11 protein-coding genes, 1 other RNA gene and 1 pseudogene are annotated in these 14,140 nt (G+C 31.2%); 6 read left to right on the plus strand and 7 right to left on the minus strand.

The genetic code is table 11. From position 1 onward, the window contains the following. Nucleotides 1-36 precede the first annotated feature (36 nt). The 3 genes from HM982_RS16600 to HM982_RS16610 form a co-directional block, all read right to left on the minus strand. Nucleotides 37-1,056 carry an NAD-dependent epimerase gene (locus HM982_RS16600; protein ID WP_179354454.1) on the minus strand — a complete coding sequence of 340 codons (1,020 nt, stop codon included), beginning with the start codon at nucleotides 1,054-1,056 and terminating at the stop codon, nucleotides 37-39. Nucleotides 1,057-1,134: 78 nt separating this feature from the next. Further along, entirely contained in the window at nucleotides 1,135-1,512 is a 378-nt protein-coding gene (locus HM982_RS16605; protein WP_179354455.1) for a hypothetical protein, read from the minus strand. A 45-nt stretch (nucleotides 1,513-1,557) separates the two neighbouring features. Continuing rightward, a complete protein-coding gene (locus HM982_RS16610; RefSeq protein ID WP_179354456.1) occupies nucleotides 1,558-2,757 on the minus strand; it encodes an alanine dehydrogenase in 1,200 nt (399 codons plus the stop codon). A 252-nt stretch (nucleotides 2,758-3,009) separates the two neighbouring features. On the opposite strand from HM982_RS16610, the gene HM982_RS16615 reads away from it, so the two are divergent. Then, on the plus strand, nucleotides 3,010-4,563 hold the full coding sequence (locus HM982_RS16615; protein WP_179354457.1) for a DEAD/DEAH box helicase: 1,554 nt from the start codon (nucleotides 3,010-3,012) through the stop codon (nucleotides 4,561-4,563). 36 nt (nucleotides 4,564-4,599) lie between these two features. Here the strand turns inward: HM982_RS16615 and HM982_RS16620 are convergent, their stop codons facing one another. Together HM982_RS16620 and HM982_RS16625 are read right to left on the minus strand one after the other, a co-directional pair. Then, nucleotides 4,600-4,989: an acyl-CoA thioesterase gene (locus tag HM982_RS16620; RefSeq protein ID WP_179354458.1), complete on the minus strand. Its 390-nt coding sequence runs from the start codon at nucleotides 4,987-4,989 to the stop codon at nucleotides 4,600-4,602. A gap of 7 nt (nucleotides 4,990-4,996) precedes the next feature. Next, nucleotides 4,997-6,025: a glutaminyl-peptide cyclotransferase gene (locus tag HM982_RS16625; protein ID WP_179354459.1), complete on the minus strand. Its 1,029-nt coding sequence runs from the start codon at nucleotides 6,023-6,025 to the stop codon at nucleotides 4,997-4,999. Nucleotides 6,026-6,113: 88 nt separating this feature from the next. Here HM982_RS16625 and ffs point away from each other — a divergent pair. The 3 genes from ffs to fsa all read left to right on the plus strand — a co-directional run bounded on the left by ffs (nucleotide 6,114) and on the right by fsa (nucleotide 8,104). Continuing rightward, nucleotides 6,114-6,212, plus strand: an RNA gene (ffs, locus tag HM982_RS16630) — signal recognition particle sRNA small type. A 145-nt stretch (nucleotides 6,213-6,357) separates the two neighbouring features. Next, entirely contained in the window at nucleotides 6,358-7,161 is an 804-nt protein-coding gene (locus HM982_RS16635) for an SDR family oxidoreductase (RefSeq protein ID WP_179354460.1), read from the plus strand. Between the two features lie 289 nt (nucleotides 7,162-7,450). Continuing rightward, nucleotides 7,451-8,104 carry a fructose-6-phosphate aldolase gene (gene fsa, locus HM982_RS16640; protein WP_179354461.1) on the plus strand — a complete coding sequence of 218 codons (654 nt, stop codon included), beginning with the start codon at nucleotides 7,451-7,453 and terminating at the stop codon, nucleotides 8,102-8,104. Between the two features lie 61 nt (nucleotides 8,105-8,165). On the opposite strand, the gene HM982_RS16645 is transcribed toward fsa, so the two are convergent. Further along, the gene (locus tag HM982_RS16645; protein ID WP_179354462.1) at nucleotides 8,166-9,626 is read right to left on the minus strand and encodes a TlpA family protein disulfide reductase; all 1,461 of its coding nucleotides are present in this window, start codon (nucleotides 9,624-9,626) and stop codon (nucleotides 8,166-8,168) included. A gap of 334 nt (nucleotides 9,627-9,960) precedes the next feature. On the opposite strand from HM982_RS16645, the gene HM982_RS16650 reads away from it, so the two are divergent. Further along, nucleotides 9,961-11,586 (plus strand): ABC-F family ATP-binding cassette domain-containing protein, encoded by a 1,626-nt coding sequence (locus HM982_RS16650; protein ID WP_179354463.1) that lies wholly within the window; start codon nucleotides 9,961-9,963, stop codon nucleotides 11,584-11,586. Between the two features lie 515 nt (nucleotides 11,587-12,101). Here the strand turns inward: HM982_RS16650 and HM982_RS16655 are convergent. Continuing rightward, nucleotides 12,102-12,548, minus strand: coding sequence for a hypothetical protein (locus HM982_RS16655; RefSeq protein ID WP_179354464.1), 447 nt, complete (start codon nucleotides 12,546-12,548; stop codon nucleotides 12,102-12,104). An 868-nt stretch (nucleotides 12,549-13,416) separates the two neighbouring features. Between HM982_RS16655 and HM982_RS16660 the strand changes: the two are divergent. Then, nucleotides 13,417-13,720, plus strand: a pseudogene (locus tag HM982_RS16660) (IS110 family transposase); the annotation flags it as partial. Nucleotides 13,721-14,140 lie beyond the last annotated feature (420 nt).

Here is a 14,140-nt window from a genome sequence, read left to right on the forward strand (position 1 = left end):
AAATATTATTTTATAACTTTTTTCAAAAATAATTGATTATTTGTAATAATCCTTAAACCAATCGATGAAAGATTTTACACCATTTTTTATTGAAGTATTTGGGCTATAATTATAATCTTTAATTAACTCATCAACATCTGCCCAAGTACGTTCTACATCTCCTGGCTGCATTTCCATCATGTTCTTAGTCGCTTCTTTGTTTAAGTTTACTTCTATTTCTTTAATGAAATCTAGTAATTTAACGGAATTATTGTTTCCAATATTATAAACTTTATAGTAGTTTTTTTCTTCAATACGTTCTGTTGCAGGCTTTTCAATGACTCTAACAACTCCTTCAACTATGTCATCGATATAGGTAAAGTCGCGCTCCATATTACCGTGGTTAAAGACTTTAATCGGTCGGTCATTTACAATTGCGTCTGTAAATAAAAACATAGCCATATCAGGTCTTCCCCATGGTCCATAAACCGTAAAGAACCTTAAGCCTGTAGTTGGTATTTTAAATAAATGACTATAAGTATGTGCCATCAGTTCATTACTCTTTTTAGTTGCGGCATACAAACTTATTGGGTAGTCTACATTATCTTCAGTGGAGAATGGTATCTTTTTATTCATGCCATAAACACTAGAACTACTAGCGTAAACGAGGTGTTTAATATTGTTGTTTCTACAGCATTCTAAAATATTTAAAAAACCAACAAGGTTTGAATCTACATAGGTTTCAGGATTTTCTAAACTGTATCTCACTCCTGCTTGTGCTGCAAGATTACAAACGATATCAAACTTTTCTTTTTCAAATAATTTAGGAAGTTCTTCTCGGTTTTCAAGATTCATTCTTATAAAACCAAAATCACTTGTTTTGCTTTTACAGTCTGTGTTAAATTTAGAAGCTTCGGCTTTATCAATGCCTAATTCAAGTAGCCTGTCATATTTTAAATTAACATCGTAATAATCGTTAATATTATCTAAACCAATAACTTGGTGGCCTTTAGATAATAATATTTTTGAGACATAATATCCTATAAATCCTGCTGCTCCTGTAACTAATATTTTCATTTGAGATAGTTTAACTTGCTGTAAATATTAAAATTTAGATTGAATCTTCTAAATTTTAGACGTATCAATTTTAATAAATTAGATGTTTGTATATTTTATATCGAGGAGTGTCGCTATGGAGTCACAATTTTTTACTTTCAACGTCATATTACGCTCTTTATAAATGTTTTCAATATGATACACTTTACAAGAATCTATTTTGGTTTTACTCTGAGAAAAATCAACATTCCCAAATTTTATTAGATTAGTTATTGTTAAAGAGTCTAATGTATGTGTACTGATAAATGTAGATGCTTTATCGGCATAAAATAGAGGTTTAGAATTGATGTTTTTTACCGTTCTTGCATTGGGACCATAATCACAGGAGGCATCTTTTCCATTTAAAAAAAACAACAGTAGTAGTAAACCAAGCGCAAAACCGCCAAGATAGTAACCCAAACGATGTATAAATTTCATAGTAACTTAAATATATCTGTCAGAAGTTAAATCGTCGAGAAGAAATTAAAAAATTAATAAATTGGCATCACTATAATCTAAACCAAACCATTCGGCAACAGATTTATTAGTTAATACGCCGTGGTAAAAATACAACCCATTTTTTAAACCTCGGTCAAATCGAAGTGCATTTTCGATACCTCCATAATCTCCAATTTCTAAAAGGTAAGGTGTAAAGATATTACTGATTGAAACCGAAGCTGTTCTAGAATAACGTGCAGGAATGTTAGGGACACAATAATGCGTAACACCATTATAAACAAACGTAGGTTTATCGTGGGTTGTAACTTCACTAGTTTCAAAACAACCGCCCATATCTATACTAACGTCTATGATTACGGAACCTGATTTCATATGGCTCATCATACTTTCTGTAACCACTATAGGTGCACGGTTAGTTCCTCGTACTGCGCCAATGGCAACATCACAACGTTTTAAGGCTTTTAATAGGTTTTTAGGTTGCATGGTTGACGTGTAAATATTACGGCCTAAGTTGTTTTGAAGACGTCGCAGTTTTGTAATAGAACTATCAAATACTTTGACATTAACACCTAGGCCAATGGCCGAACGTGCCGCAAATTCCCCAACAGTGCCTGCACCTAAAATAACGACTTCGGTAGGGGGGACACCGTTAATGTTTCCCATCATTAATCCATTACCTCCATTTACATTAGAGAGAATCTCAGAAGCTATGAGTATAGAGGCTGTACCTGCAATTTCACTTAATGAACTTACTGCAGGATAAGCACCATCATCATCCTTAATGTACTCGAAAGCGAGTGCTGTAATTCTTTTTTTTGCTAAAGCTTCAAAATAAGATTTTTCTTGTGTTTTTATCTGAAGTGCGGAAATTAATAACGTTTGTGGATTTATGAGCTTAATTTCATCTAATGATGGCGGTTCAACTTTTAAAATTATAGGGCAGGAGTACACCTTTGCGGTATCTTTAGTGACTTCTGCACCTGCTTCGCTATAATCTTTATCTTTAAAATTAGCACCTTCACCGGCTCCCGACTCAAACAGTACACGATGACCATTGGCTGTTAATGCCGAAACTGCATCTGGAGTAAGGCAAACGCGTCGTTCTTGAAAATGAGCTTCTTTAGGAATGCCAATAAATAACTCTCCCTTTTTCTTTAGGATTTCTAAAGTTTCTTCTTGTGGTAACAGTTGGGCTTTGGTAAAAGGTGAAAAAGACATGCTCATAAATGTTAGTGGCTTTGTTTTAACATTGCAATATAATGAATAAGGCTATAAAATAGTTAATGAATTCTGTTATAATATTTGATAAATTCCTTTTCTCTAAGATTGCTAATAGTGGGTTTAGATTAATAGAATCTTAAGCCAAAAGTTTTCCTTTTTATCAAAGTTGTTACCACATCAATGCTCTAGACACTTTTTTTGTGTGACAAAGTGTTGTAAATTTGCAAACTCAAAATATAATCCGAAACTAAATTTATGTCTCAAGCAAATCAAGCTGTTCAAGAAAAGAAAACCGATAAAGAATTATACGACTACCAACAAGGTGCCATAAGTCAGATTTTTGAAAAGTTTGATTCAGAGCGCGAGGATTATCACTTACTGTACCAATTGCCTACAGGTGGTGGAAAAACAGTTATTTTTTCTGAAATGGTGCGTCAATATCTTAAAAACCACAAGAAAAAGGTATTGATAATGACACACAGAGTTGAGCTTTGTAACCAAACTTCAAAAATGTTAGATGGTTTTGGTGTGACTAACAAAGTGGTCAATAGTAAAGCAAACCTAGATGATCAAGCAGAATATTCTTGTTTTGTTGCTATGGTTGAAACATTAAATAATAGGCTAAATGACAACATGTTAGATATTTCTGATGTGGGTTTAGTGATTATTGATGAAGCGCATTATAATTCATTTACAAAGCTTTTTAAATTTTTTGAAAAATCTTTTATACTTGGGGTTACTGCTACGCCTTTAAGTTCTAATAAAGAGTTACCGATGAAGGATAACTACGACGAACTTATTACCGGTGAAACGATTGAAAACCTTATAGAAAATGAGTTTTTGGCACGAGCAGAAACTTATGCCTACGATATGGGACTAACATCTCTTGAAGTGGGGTCTAATGGTGATTATACGGTGAAATCTTCTGAAGATTTATACTCTAGTCCTGCCATGTTACAAAAGCTAATAGATGCCTATAAAAAGCATTCACTTGGTAAGAAGACTTTGATTTTTAATAATGGTATTAATACTTCAATTAGTGTATATTATGCATTTCGTGAAGCTGATTTACCAATTATGCACTTAGATAATACAGCTACAAAGAAACAACGTAAACAGATTTTGCAATGGTTTCATGAAACACCAAACGCAATTTTAACATCAGTAAGTATTTTAACCACTGGATTTGATGAGCCAACCATTGATACTATTATCTTAAATAGAGCTACAAAATCCTTGACTTTATATTACCAAATGATTGGTCGTGGGTCTCGTATTTTGAATAATAAATCAAAATTCACCACTATTGATTTAGGAAACAACCTTTACAGATTTGGGCCTTGGGGCGCAGATTTAGATTGGCAATTAATCTTTAAGTCACCAAATTGGTATACAGATCGTATTAAAGATGATGAAGTTATTGAGTCGACCTTTAAACACGATTTATCTGATGAAGTTAAAGAAGAGTTTTCTAAATCTGAAGATACCTATTTTGATATTAGACAAACTTACAAAGATGCTGTAGCCAAAGGAGAGTCTTCTAAAGTTGTTTTAGAACGCTCTATTGCACACCATGCTAAAATATGTATTGAGAATAGCGAAGATGTTTATGATGCTATTGCTTTGGCTAAGTTGTTAAAAGATGATATTAATCAACGTATTGAAACTTATGCTAAATGCATTAGTAAAAGTACTTACAACTTTTTAAAGTGGCTAAAAGATGATTATCAGAAGAAATTAAATTCTTATTTAAGAACTAATTTTGATGAAGTTTTTGAGCAAATTCATGGGTATCCACCAGAAGATTAATTTTAAGGTCTCTTAATTTATACGCTTTGCTTTTAGTTAATCAAAAAGTTCTGCAATTTCAGGAATGATTCGTGTTGGTCTTTGCGTTTTGGTATCTATTAGGCACCACTTTGCTTTAGAACTTACAATCAGTTGATTGTTTTTTGCATTATATATATCGACATGTCGCATTGTAGAAACACCTGCAACTTCCGGTACATAAGTTTTTAGAAGTAAGGTGTCGCCTAATAAGGCCTGATTTTTATATTCTATAAAGTGATTGACTAAAAACCAAGCATAATTTTCTAAAATGTTTTCTGTGGCGTAAGCTAACCAATGGTCTTTAGCAATATCTTGAACCCATTGCACATAACGTACATTATTTACATGGTTAAGCTCGTCAATATCATTTTTAGAAACGGTTATGGTTTTTTCAAATACTTTCACAATGCGATTAGCGTTTTGTTATTTTAACTTCAAATAGTTTGTCCCAGTTTTTTCCTGTTACAAATATTGTTTCGCGTTCAGGGTGGTAAGCAATGCCGTTTAAAACATCCAAATCAGGATGTTGAGTTACAAGTTCTTTTAAAGGTTTAAAATCAATGACGCCTTCAACACCACCAGTTTCAGGATTAATAATAAGCACTCCATTACGTTGGTAAATATTGGCGTAAATTTTACCATTTATCCACTCTAGTTCATTTAAACTTGGGATTTTTCCTTTTTCGGTGTAGATTTCAATATGACTTTTCTCTTCAAAAGTTTCAGGGTCTAAAAGGTATATTTTTTCAGTTCCATCAGATTTAAAGAGTGTTTTTCCGTCGTTACAAATTCCCCAACCTTCTTTACTTGTTCCGTAATTAAAGGTATTTAATTTTTCAAACGTATTTACATCATAAACAAAACCACGTTTGGCTTGCCAAGTTAATTGGTAGATTTTATCATTTAAAACGGTTAAACCTTCTCCAAAATACTGGTTTTCTAAATTAATATTTTTAAGAACTTCACCCGTTTCAAAGTTAACTTTTCTAAGTTTCGATTTTTTTCTTTGGCCTGTGCTTTCGTATAACTCACCATTATAAAACTCTAAACCTTGTGTGTAAGAAGTAATATCATGTGGATATGTGTTTATAACTTCGTAAGTATAATAAGAAGGAATAATATTATTAAAAACCTGTATAGATTTGGTTATGGTTTCAGATTTGTCACTGTAATTTACTTTCGCAGTAATTATTTTATCTCCCAAAGTAATATTGTTTAACGCCGTATTATTTTCAATAGGCTGCCCATTAAGTTCATAACTTACGTTGGTAATGTCCAATTTTTTCGGATTGTTTATAGATAACTTTAAAGTATCGCCAAGCATTACCGATTTTACAGTTGTATTTATTGATAAACTTGATTTTTTTGATGTATTTGTATCACCACAGTTAGATAAAAAAAAGCTTAAAGTTAAGAGAATGAAATATTTAGAAAGTGTCATAAGGTCTGTATGATTTTTTAGCAAGTTATTAAATTAAATTCAGTAAAAAAATCATTGCAGAAGTATTAAAAGATTGTATCTTTGCAGCCGGCAAGTCCTACACAACCAGCTCCTGTTGAATCCTCCAGGGCGGGAACGCAGCAAAGGTAAACGGTTGTAGCGGTGTGATGTAGGTAGCTTGCCTTTTTTTGTACCCCAAACTCAAATCTTGAAAGCTTCGGCGAATCGAGATTTTTTCAGTTTATAGACCTTCTAATCAAAGGTTAGGGATTTATAAAATGTTCTACTAATTTCAGAATTTGTATTTTCGAAATTATAATTAAAAAAATAGTATGTCTAAAGTTGTATTAATCACAGGTGGCTCTTCTGGAATAGGAAAATCTGTTGGTGAATTTCTTCAAGAAAAAGGATTTAAAATTTATGGTACCAGTAGAAATCCTAATAATTATCCAAATAGTAAATTTCCCATTGTAGCTTTAGATGTTACCAAGCTTGAAACCATTTCGGCATGTATTGCTGAAGTTTTAGAGGCAGAATCTAAAATTGATATTCTTATAAATAATGCTGGAGCCGGAATTACAGGACCGATTGAAGAAATCCCTGATGCGGAAATCAAACGAAATTTTGAAACTAATCTTTTTGGACCCATAAGTGTTACCAAAGCTGTTTTGCCTAGTATGAGAAAGCAAAATTCGGGTTTAATTATTAATGTTACGTCTATTGCTGGTTATATGGGTTTACCTTATAGAGGCGTTTATAGTGCGAGTAAAGGGGCTATGGAATTGATAACTGAAGCGTTTAGAATGGAATTAAAAGCCTTTAATATCAATATGACGAATGTGGCGCCAGGTGATTTTGCCACCAATATTGCTGCAGGTCGCTATCATGCACCAGCTTTAGAAGATTCTCCTTATAAAGATACGTACGGAAAAACATTAAGTTTAATGGATGAACACGTAGATAGTGGTGGTGACCCTAAAGAAATGGCAGAAGCTATTTACAAAATTATTACGACTAAAAATCCTAAGATACATTATAAAGTTGGGGCTTTTATGCAGAAATTTTCAATTGTTTTAAAGCGAATACTTCCTGATGCGATGTATGAAAAATTATTAATGAATCATTATAAGTTATAATTAAAGGTTTAAGACCCATATAATTATTGAAACCCGAAATGAGAACTTCAATTACTTCGGTTTAATTGATTGCTATATCTTAAAACGATTGAGTTTATTTAGTGATTTTATAATATTCAAAATATCTAGGTTATAATAGATAATAATTAATATTTATCCCTTATTATTGAGTTGTTGATACATTTTGATAATTTCATAATAATGAACTTGTTGATTAGTTGTAAATTCGCCGTATAAATATACACAACAATTAAAATTCCTTTATCAAGGAATATAAAAAACAATTTTTATGAAATTTTTTATCGATACAGCAAACTTAGAGCAAATAAAAGAAGCTCAAGATATGGGTATTTTAGATGGTGTTACTACAAATCCATCGCTAATGGCTAAAGAAGGCATTACAGGTACAGACAATATAATGAAGCATTATGTTGATATTTGTAATATTGTAGAAGGTGATGTATCTGCAGAGGTTATTGCTACTGATTTTGACGGTATGGTTAGAGAAGGTGAAGCTTTAGCAGAGTTGCATGATCAAATTGTGGTTAAATTACCAATGATTAAAGATGGTGTTAAAGCTTGTAAATATTTTTCTGATAGAGGTATTAAAACTAATGTAACTTTAGTGTTTTCTCCTGGTCAAGCGTTATTAGCAGCAAAAGCAGGTGCTACTTACGTATCGCCATTTATTGGTCGTTTAGATGATATTTCTACTGATGGATTAAACCTAATTGCAGAGATTCGTCATATTTATGATAATTACGGTTTTGAAACACAAATATTAGCAGCTTCAGTACGTCATACAATGCACGTAATCGATTGTGCAAAATTAGGAGCTAATGTAATGACAGGTCCTTTGAGTTCTATTACAGGTTTATTAAAACACCCTTTAACAGATATTGGATTAGAAAAATTCTTAGCAGATTACAAAAAAGGAAATTAATTAAGCGGTAAAATGTCATATTGGCTAACTTAGTCAATATTAATTCAACTATTTAATACTATTAAAGAGCATCTTGTTTAGCGATAAGATGCTTTTTTTCTAATAATTCTTCAAGAGTTTCGTTAAATCCTGCACTAAATATATTAGCGTTAGGATGTAGAATTATACCATTCTGATCAACAATTATAGCTTTATTAAGGTAGTTAACAGCTAAAGTCTTTCGTGCTTGTTTAGAATTTTTAAATTTAAATTCGTTGATGGTAGGGAAGTTGTAGTTATTAATTATGTTCTTCCAAAATTTATCATCATTATCATTTACATTTATAGAAATAAAATCCATCTGCGGAAATGAAGATTTTAATTTATCTACCATATAATGGCTATTTCTATATTGAGATTTGGAGTTTGATGTCCAAAAATAAATAATTGTAGGTTTTGAAATGATAGAGCTAATAAAATGCTCTGTGTCGTTATAATTTACAAGAGATATGTTTGGTAAAGGGTTGCCTTGTCTTAGGCGCTTTAATGAGGACACTAAGTCTTGCATATATATTTTGTCCTCTTCATTTGTACTTTTTTCTAAGTAATGGTTGAGTACAGCATTAGCTTCACTTTCGGTGTGATTATGACTAATATATTCTCTTGCTTTATATTTTAATAATTTGTTTTTTATTGTTGGCTCTGTAATGATACTATCAATTAAATTAAGCTTAGACATGTTGTAGCACATAGCATGTCTGTTAAATTTACTATGATAAGGGTTGTCTTTATAATAGTCGTCAATAGCTAAATTGTCTATATGAGAAAATAAAAATCGATTGTAAGAAAAGAAATTACTCAAGTGAATTGCATTATAATCAATCTGCTCTCTGTGAGAAAAGAAATCTTTAGGTAAATCCTTAATATGAATCATTTTGTTATTACCAAAGTAAGCAAAAGGATAAATTTCTTTATCAGCATAAGTATTATAATTAATATTAGCCTCAATGATAGTTTTAAAAAAATCAGATTCTGGGTTTCGTTTTAAATAATTTTGAAAATCAGATAATTGTCTTTGTCGTCTTTTTTCTACAAAAGCATTAAAAGCTTCAGGCTCCATTTTAGAGTATTTAACTAACTGTTTCGCTTCCTTCTCGTTAGTGATGTAAGTTTTAATGAGGTAATTGTTTTTTTTAGCTCCATGACCTGTAAATACTAAGGACTCGTCAAAATCATACGTATTTAATCTAAACATGATACTATCGTTAGGCTCTAACAATAACATTTGGTATTCTCCGCCATGTGTAATAGTGTGTAAGCCAGGCTGAAGATTATCAATTTTGTAAATAAATCTATTATTCGCATCTAAATTAAAAGAATCAACAATCTTACCTTGAGTGTTGTAAAGAATAACACTACTATTTTTTGGATTTATGATTTCACCTCCTATATAGGCGTGATTACTAGTGTTACTACCTTTAAATTGACATCCAAAGACAGACAAGAGTAAAGCAATAGCAGATACTAGACGTAGAGTTAACATGAAATTATTTAAAAGTTAGTATAACAAAAGTATATGAAGCTTTGCTGAACTCTTGTTAATACCTCGTTAAATCTTGTTAAGTAACTATTTATTTCGTTTAATGACTGTAAATAATGGCAAAATTGATACGTTTAAATGTGACAGAGTCTATTTGTAATTTATTATTAACTCGAAGTTTAAAGGTGAAACAAAATAAAATCTTATAAAATTTTAAGAATGTAGCTTCTTTATTCTTTTTTAAGATTCAATGTATACTTAAATGGCTAAGTTTAGGTTTAATTTTCTACTTTTGCAATCTCAAAAAATATAAGGTAATACAATAAATTTTTAAGATATGTTATCAGTTTCTAATCTTTCGGTTCAATTCGGAAAACGCATACTTTTTGATGAAGTAAGCACAACATTCAATAATGGTAATTGCTACGGAATTATTGGTGCCAATGGTGCCGGGAAATCTACGTTCCTAAAAATTATTGCAGGAAAAATGGAACCTACATCTGGAAGTGTGCATTTAGAGCCAGGTAAACGTATGTCTGTTTTAGAGCAAAATCACAATTTACATGATGAAGACACCGTTCTAGAGACTATATTAAAAGGAAACAAACCTTTATATAAGTTAAAAACTGAATTAGATGCACTTTATGCAGACTATACCGATGAAAATGCAGAAAAGATTGGCGAGCTTCAAGTACGATTTGAAGAAATGAACGGTTGGAATGCCGATAGTGATGCTGCTGCGATGCTCTCTAACTTAGGTATTAGAGAAGAATATCATTATACCTTAATGAAAGATTTAGATGGTAAACAAAAAGTCCGTGTGTTATTAGCACAAGCGTTGTTTGGAAACCCAGATTTATTAATCATGGATGAACCTACCAATGACCTGGATTACGAAACTATTTCTTGGTTAGAAAACTTCTTAGCTAATTACGAAAATTGTGTTATTGTGGTGTCTCATGATAGACACTTTTTAGATTCTGTTTGTACACATATTTCTGATATTGACTTCGGAAAGATTAACCATTTCTCTGGTAATTATACTTTTTGGTACGAGTCGTCTCAGTTAGCAGCAAGACAGCATGCACAGCAGAATAAAAAAGCAGAAGAAAAGAAGAAAGAATTAGAAGATTTTATTCGTCGTTTTTCTGCAAACGTTGCTAAATCTAAACAAGCAACGAGTAGAAAGAAAATGATTGATAAATTAAATATATCAGAAATTAAACGTTCTAGTCGTCGCTATCCTGCTATTATATTTGAACGTGATCGCGAAGCAGGTGATCAAATTTTGAATGTTGAAGGCTTATCGGCAAGTATAGAAAATGATATATTATTTAAAAATATTGATATCAACTTGAATAAAGGCGACAAAGTTGTGGTGTATTCAAAAGACTCTAGAGCTACAACGGCATTTTATCAAATATTGAATGGAAAAGAACAAGCGGATGCAGGAAAATTTGATTGGGGGGTTACTACATCACAATCCTATTTGCCATTAGATAATAGTGAGTTTTTTAATAATAAATTATCTCTAGTCGATTGGTTACGTCAATGGGCAACGACAGAAGAAGAACGCGAAGAAGTACATATTAGAGGTTTCTTAGGGAAAATGATTTTTAGTGGCGAAGAAGCTTTAAAGACATCTGATGTTTTATCTGGAGGAGAAAAAGTTCGTTGTATGTTAAGTCGTATGATGATGATTAGAGCTAACGTTTTAATGCTAGATGAACCAACAAATCACTTAGATTTAGAAAGTATTACTGCGTTTAACAACTCGTTAAAAAACTTTAAAGGGACGATAATGTTAACCACTCACGATCATGAATTTGCACAAACTGTAGGTAATCGTATCATTGAGTTAACACCAAATGGCGTTATTGATCGTTACATGACGTTTGATGAATACATGAGTGATAAAAAAATAAAAGAGCAACGCGAAAAGATGTATGGTACAACCGTATAGAAATCTTATTGCTTAATAAAATAAAAATGCTGGTGTTCTAAAGCCAGCATTTTTTGTTTCTATTTTAAGGTCATACTTAAAAAATTAAGAATATGCAGTTCAAGTACGCTTTCAATTAAATTAATTAATATTTATTCTGCTATTCGGTTTGTTTAAAAAACTGGATATTCAGAATCAGGACTATATTCAAAGTTTCCATTTAAACTTGGACAACAATTAGCATCTTTTTTTAGCCAAATAGTATAAACACCAACTACAGATTTGCCAAGCCCTTTGAATCTTATGATAATAAATAGAAACTTAGATAATTTAGTTTCAGATAGGCTGTTTTTACTTTATAGCTAATTGTTTGAGTAAAATTTTTATCTAGAATTAGTTTTCCGTTTAATGAATAGACAAACATTGCTGTTTCCGAAAAATTTGCAGTGTCACCTGAGCTCATGTTATTTAACTTTTAGGAAGTGTTTAATAAATGAAAAATAGCATTAAAAAACCGTTGAGTAATTAGATTAAACTTAAGGAACTTCGATATAATATTTTTCGGTTAATGTTTCATCTTGCCAAAAAGCTAAATCAAAAGTCCAGTAAGGTTGGTCTTCATACAAAGCGTGATAATTTCCCCAAGGATACTGAAAGGCATATTCTTTTTGATTTTCTGTACTGTATATTTTTCCATATAAGTATGCGGTAGTTGTACCGCTTACACGACCTTTATGTAGTTCAGCTTTATCAAATATTACTTCAGTTTCTATAGGAATTTCATCTACTACTTCTAATTCTGAATCCATACCATAACTATTTCCATCTTCCAAATGATAGATGTAATTTTTAGAAGTAGGTTTATTGGGATTCTTTATAATTAAAACCTTTTTTTTCGTTAAAAGTTTTTCATTGATAATTGTGGAGAATGGTCTCTCTGTAGAGCTATCTCTAAATTTGGGTAAAGTTAGTTTATAAAACATTAAGCAGGCTAAACTAATACATATAAGGAGAATTAATCCACAACCTAATATAATTTTTTTCATATTTTAATTTATATAATAGAAGCTATTTTTTAATCTTAGCTGATGTGTTTGGAATATTTGGATGTTTTAGCAACCAAGTTAGTAATTAATTATGCTGTGCTAAATCCTAGCAGTTTTATTTTAGTAATTTAAATTCATGACTGTTCTAATTTTTATATAAATCTAACATTATCAATAGAATAAATATAATTTTATCTTCATTAGCTCCTATAGCTTCAGTAGTTTTAAAAAACTTGCACTATCTATACCATTTCCATTGTATAAAAATTGGTTATCCTTAGCCCATTGATCATAATTATTTTGAAAATGAATACAGATAACTTATTGTATCTGTCTTCTTATAAGGTTTAAATGTAAAGCAAACCTGATTATTGTCTTTGGACCAAAGTTGATTTAATATTTGAAATGAATACGGGTCTAATTTTTTCATTTTAACTAAGGTCTAGTCACCTCCAGTTCTTAGACCAATTTTCCCAAATAATGTGTTTTGAACACTATACACGGCTTAAGTTAGCAATTAAATAAAAACACTAAATTAAGATTTATAAATTAGAAAGCACAAAAGAGAGGAGTAAGGTTATTATATACGCAGAGACTTCAGATCTCGTCAACATTGAAAATCCCCTCTCTTTTCTACACAGATTTCGTACAGTTCTATGAGGCTTTAAGACCTCGATTTTAAGTCGTTGAAACTCGCGTAGATTGTCCTTTGAAAAAAACATTTCTTATGAATAAAGATATTAAATATTTTGAACTGCGAAGCACATCAAGAATACCTATTAAAAAAATAATAAAACATGAATAAATAGACATTAGCCCTACGGTTTTTGATGTTACAGATTCGGAAGGCAATTATTATCAGTTTAAGAATAATACTTCAGGTTTCAGAAAGTTCATTAAATTCTTAAATATTAATAGTCATTGTGTGATGGAAGCTACCGGTTATTATCATTACCAGTTGGCCTATTTTTTACTAGAGTCGGGAATCAAAGTTTCCGTTGAAAATCCATTATCAGTAAAACGTTTTATCCAAATGAAGTTGTCTAAAATCAAGACAGACAAAAGTGATTCTAAACTTATTTGTTTATGCTGAGCAAGTAGAGTTAAAGCTTTGAAAAGGTAGTTCCTAGGAAGTACAGGAGCTATTAAAACAAGCTTTTGCTATCGCAAAATTAGGGCTAACCTATGATAATAATTATAGAAGTGTTTTAGTGAAAAGTTAATGAGTTTTTACCACAGTACTTCTTAAGTTAGCAATTAAATAAAAACACTAAATTAAGATTTATAAATTAGAAAGAACAAAAGAGAGGAGTAAGGTTATTATATACGCAGAGACTTCAGATCTCGTCAACATTGAAAATCCCCTCTCTTTTCTACACAGATTTCGTACAGTTCTATGAGGCTTTAAGACCTCGATTTTAAGTCGTTGAAACTCGCGTAGATTGTCCTTTAAAAAAAACATTTCTTATGAATAAAGATATTAAATATTTTGGAATAGACATTAGCCATTTGGTTTTTGATGTCACAGA

The sequence above is a fragment of the Winogradskyella vidalii genome (assembly GCF_013403955.1).
GTDB lineage: Bacteria > Bacteroidota > Bacteroidia > Flavobacteriales > Flavobacteriaceae > Winogradskyella > Winogradskyella vidalii.

What these genes read in the sequence shown, in the direction of transcription:
- HM982_RS16605 (WP_179354455.1), bottom strand. Translation starts at nt 1,512, where the DNA reads ATGAAATTTATACATCGTTTGGGTTACTATCTTGGCGGTTTTGCGCTT.
- fsa (WP_179354461.1), top strand. Translation starts at nt 7,451, where the DNA reads ATGAAATTTTTTATCGATACAGCAAACTTAGAGCAAATAAAAGAAGCT.
- HM982_RS16645 (WP_179354462.1), bottom strand. Translation starts at nt 9,626, where the DNA reads ATGTTAACTCTACGTCTAGTATCTGCTATTGCTTTACTCTTGTCTGTC.
- HM982_RS16655 (WP_179354464.1), bottom strand. Translation starts at nt 12,548, where the DNA reads ATGTTTTATAAACTAACTTTACCCAAATTTAGAGATAGCTCTACAGAG.
- HM982_RS16610 (WP_179354456.1), bottom strand. Translation starts at nt 2,757, where the DNA reads ATGAGCATGTCTTTTTCACCTTTTACCAAAGCCCAACTGTTACCACAA.
- HM982_RS16615 (WP_179354457.1), top strand. Translation starts at nt 3,010, where the DNA reads ATGTCTCAAGCAAATCAAGCTGTTCAAGAAAAGAAAACCGATAAAGAA.
- HM982_RS16635 (WP_179354460.1), top strand. Translation starts at nt 6,358, where the DNA reads ATGTCTAAAGTTGTATTAATCACAGGTGGCTCTTCTGGAATAGGAAAA.
- HM982_RS16625 (WP_179354459.1), bottom strand. Translation starts at nt 6,025, where the DNA reads ATGACACTTTCTAAATATTTCATTCTCTTAACTTTAAGCTTTTTTTTA.
- HM982_RS16600 (WP_179354454.1), bottom strand. Translation starts at nt 1,056, where the DNA reads ATGAAAATATTAGTTACAGGAGCAGCAGGATTTATAGGATATTATGTC.
- HM982_RS16650 (WP_179354463.1), top strand. Translation starts at nt 9,961, where the DNA reads ATGTTATCAGTTTCTAATCTTTCGGTTCAATTCGGAAAACGCATACTT.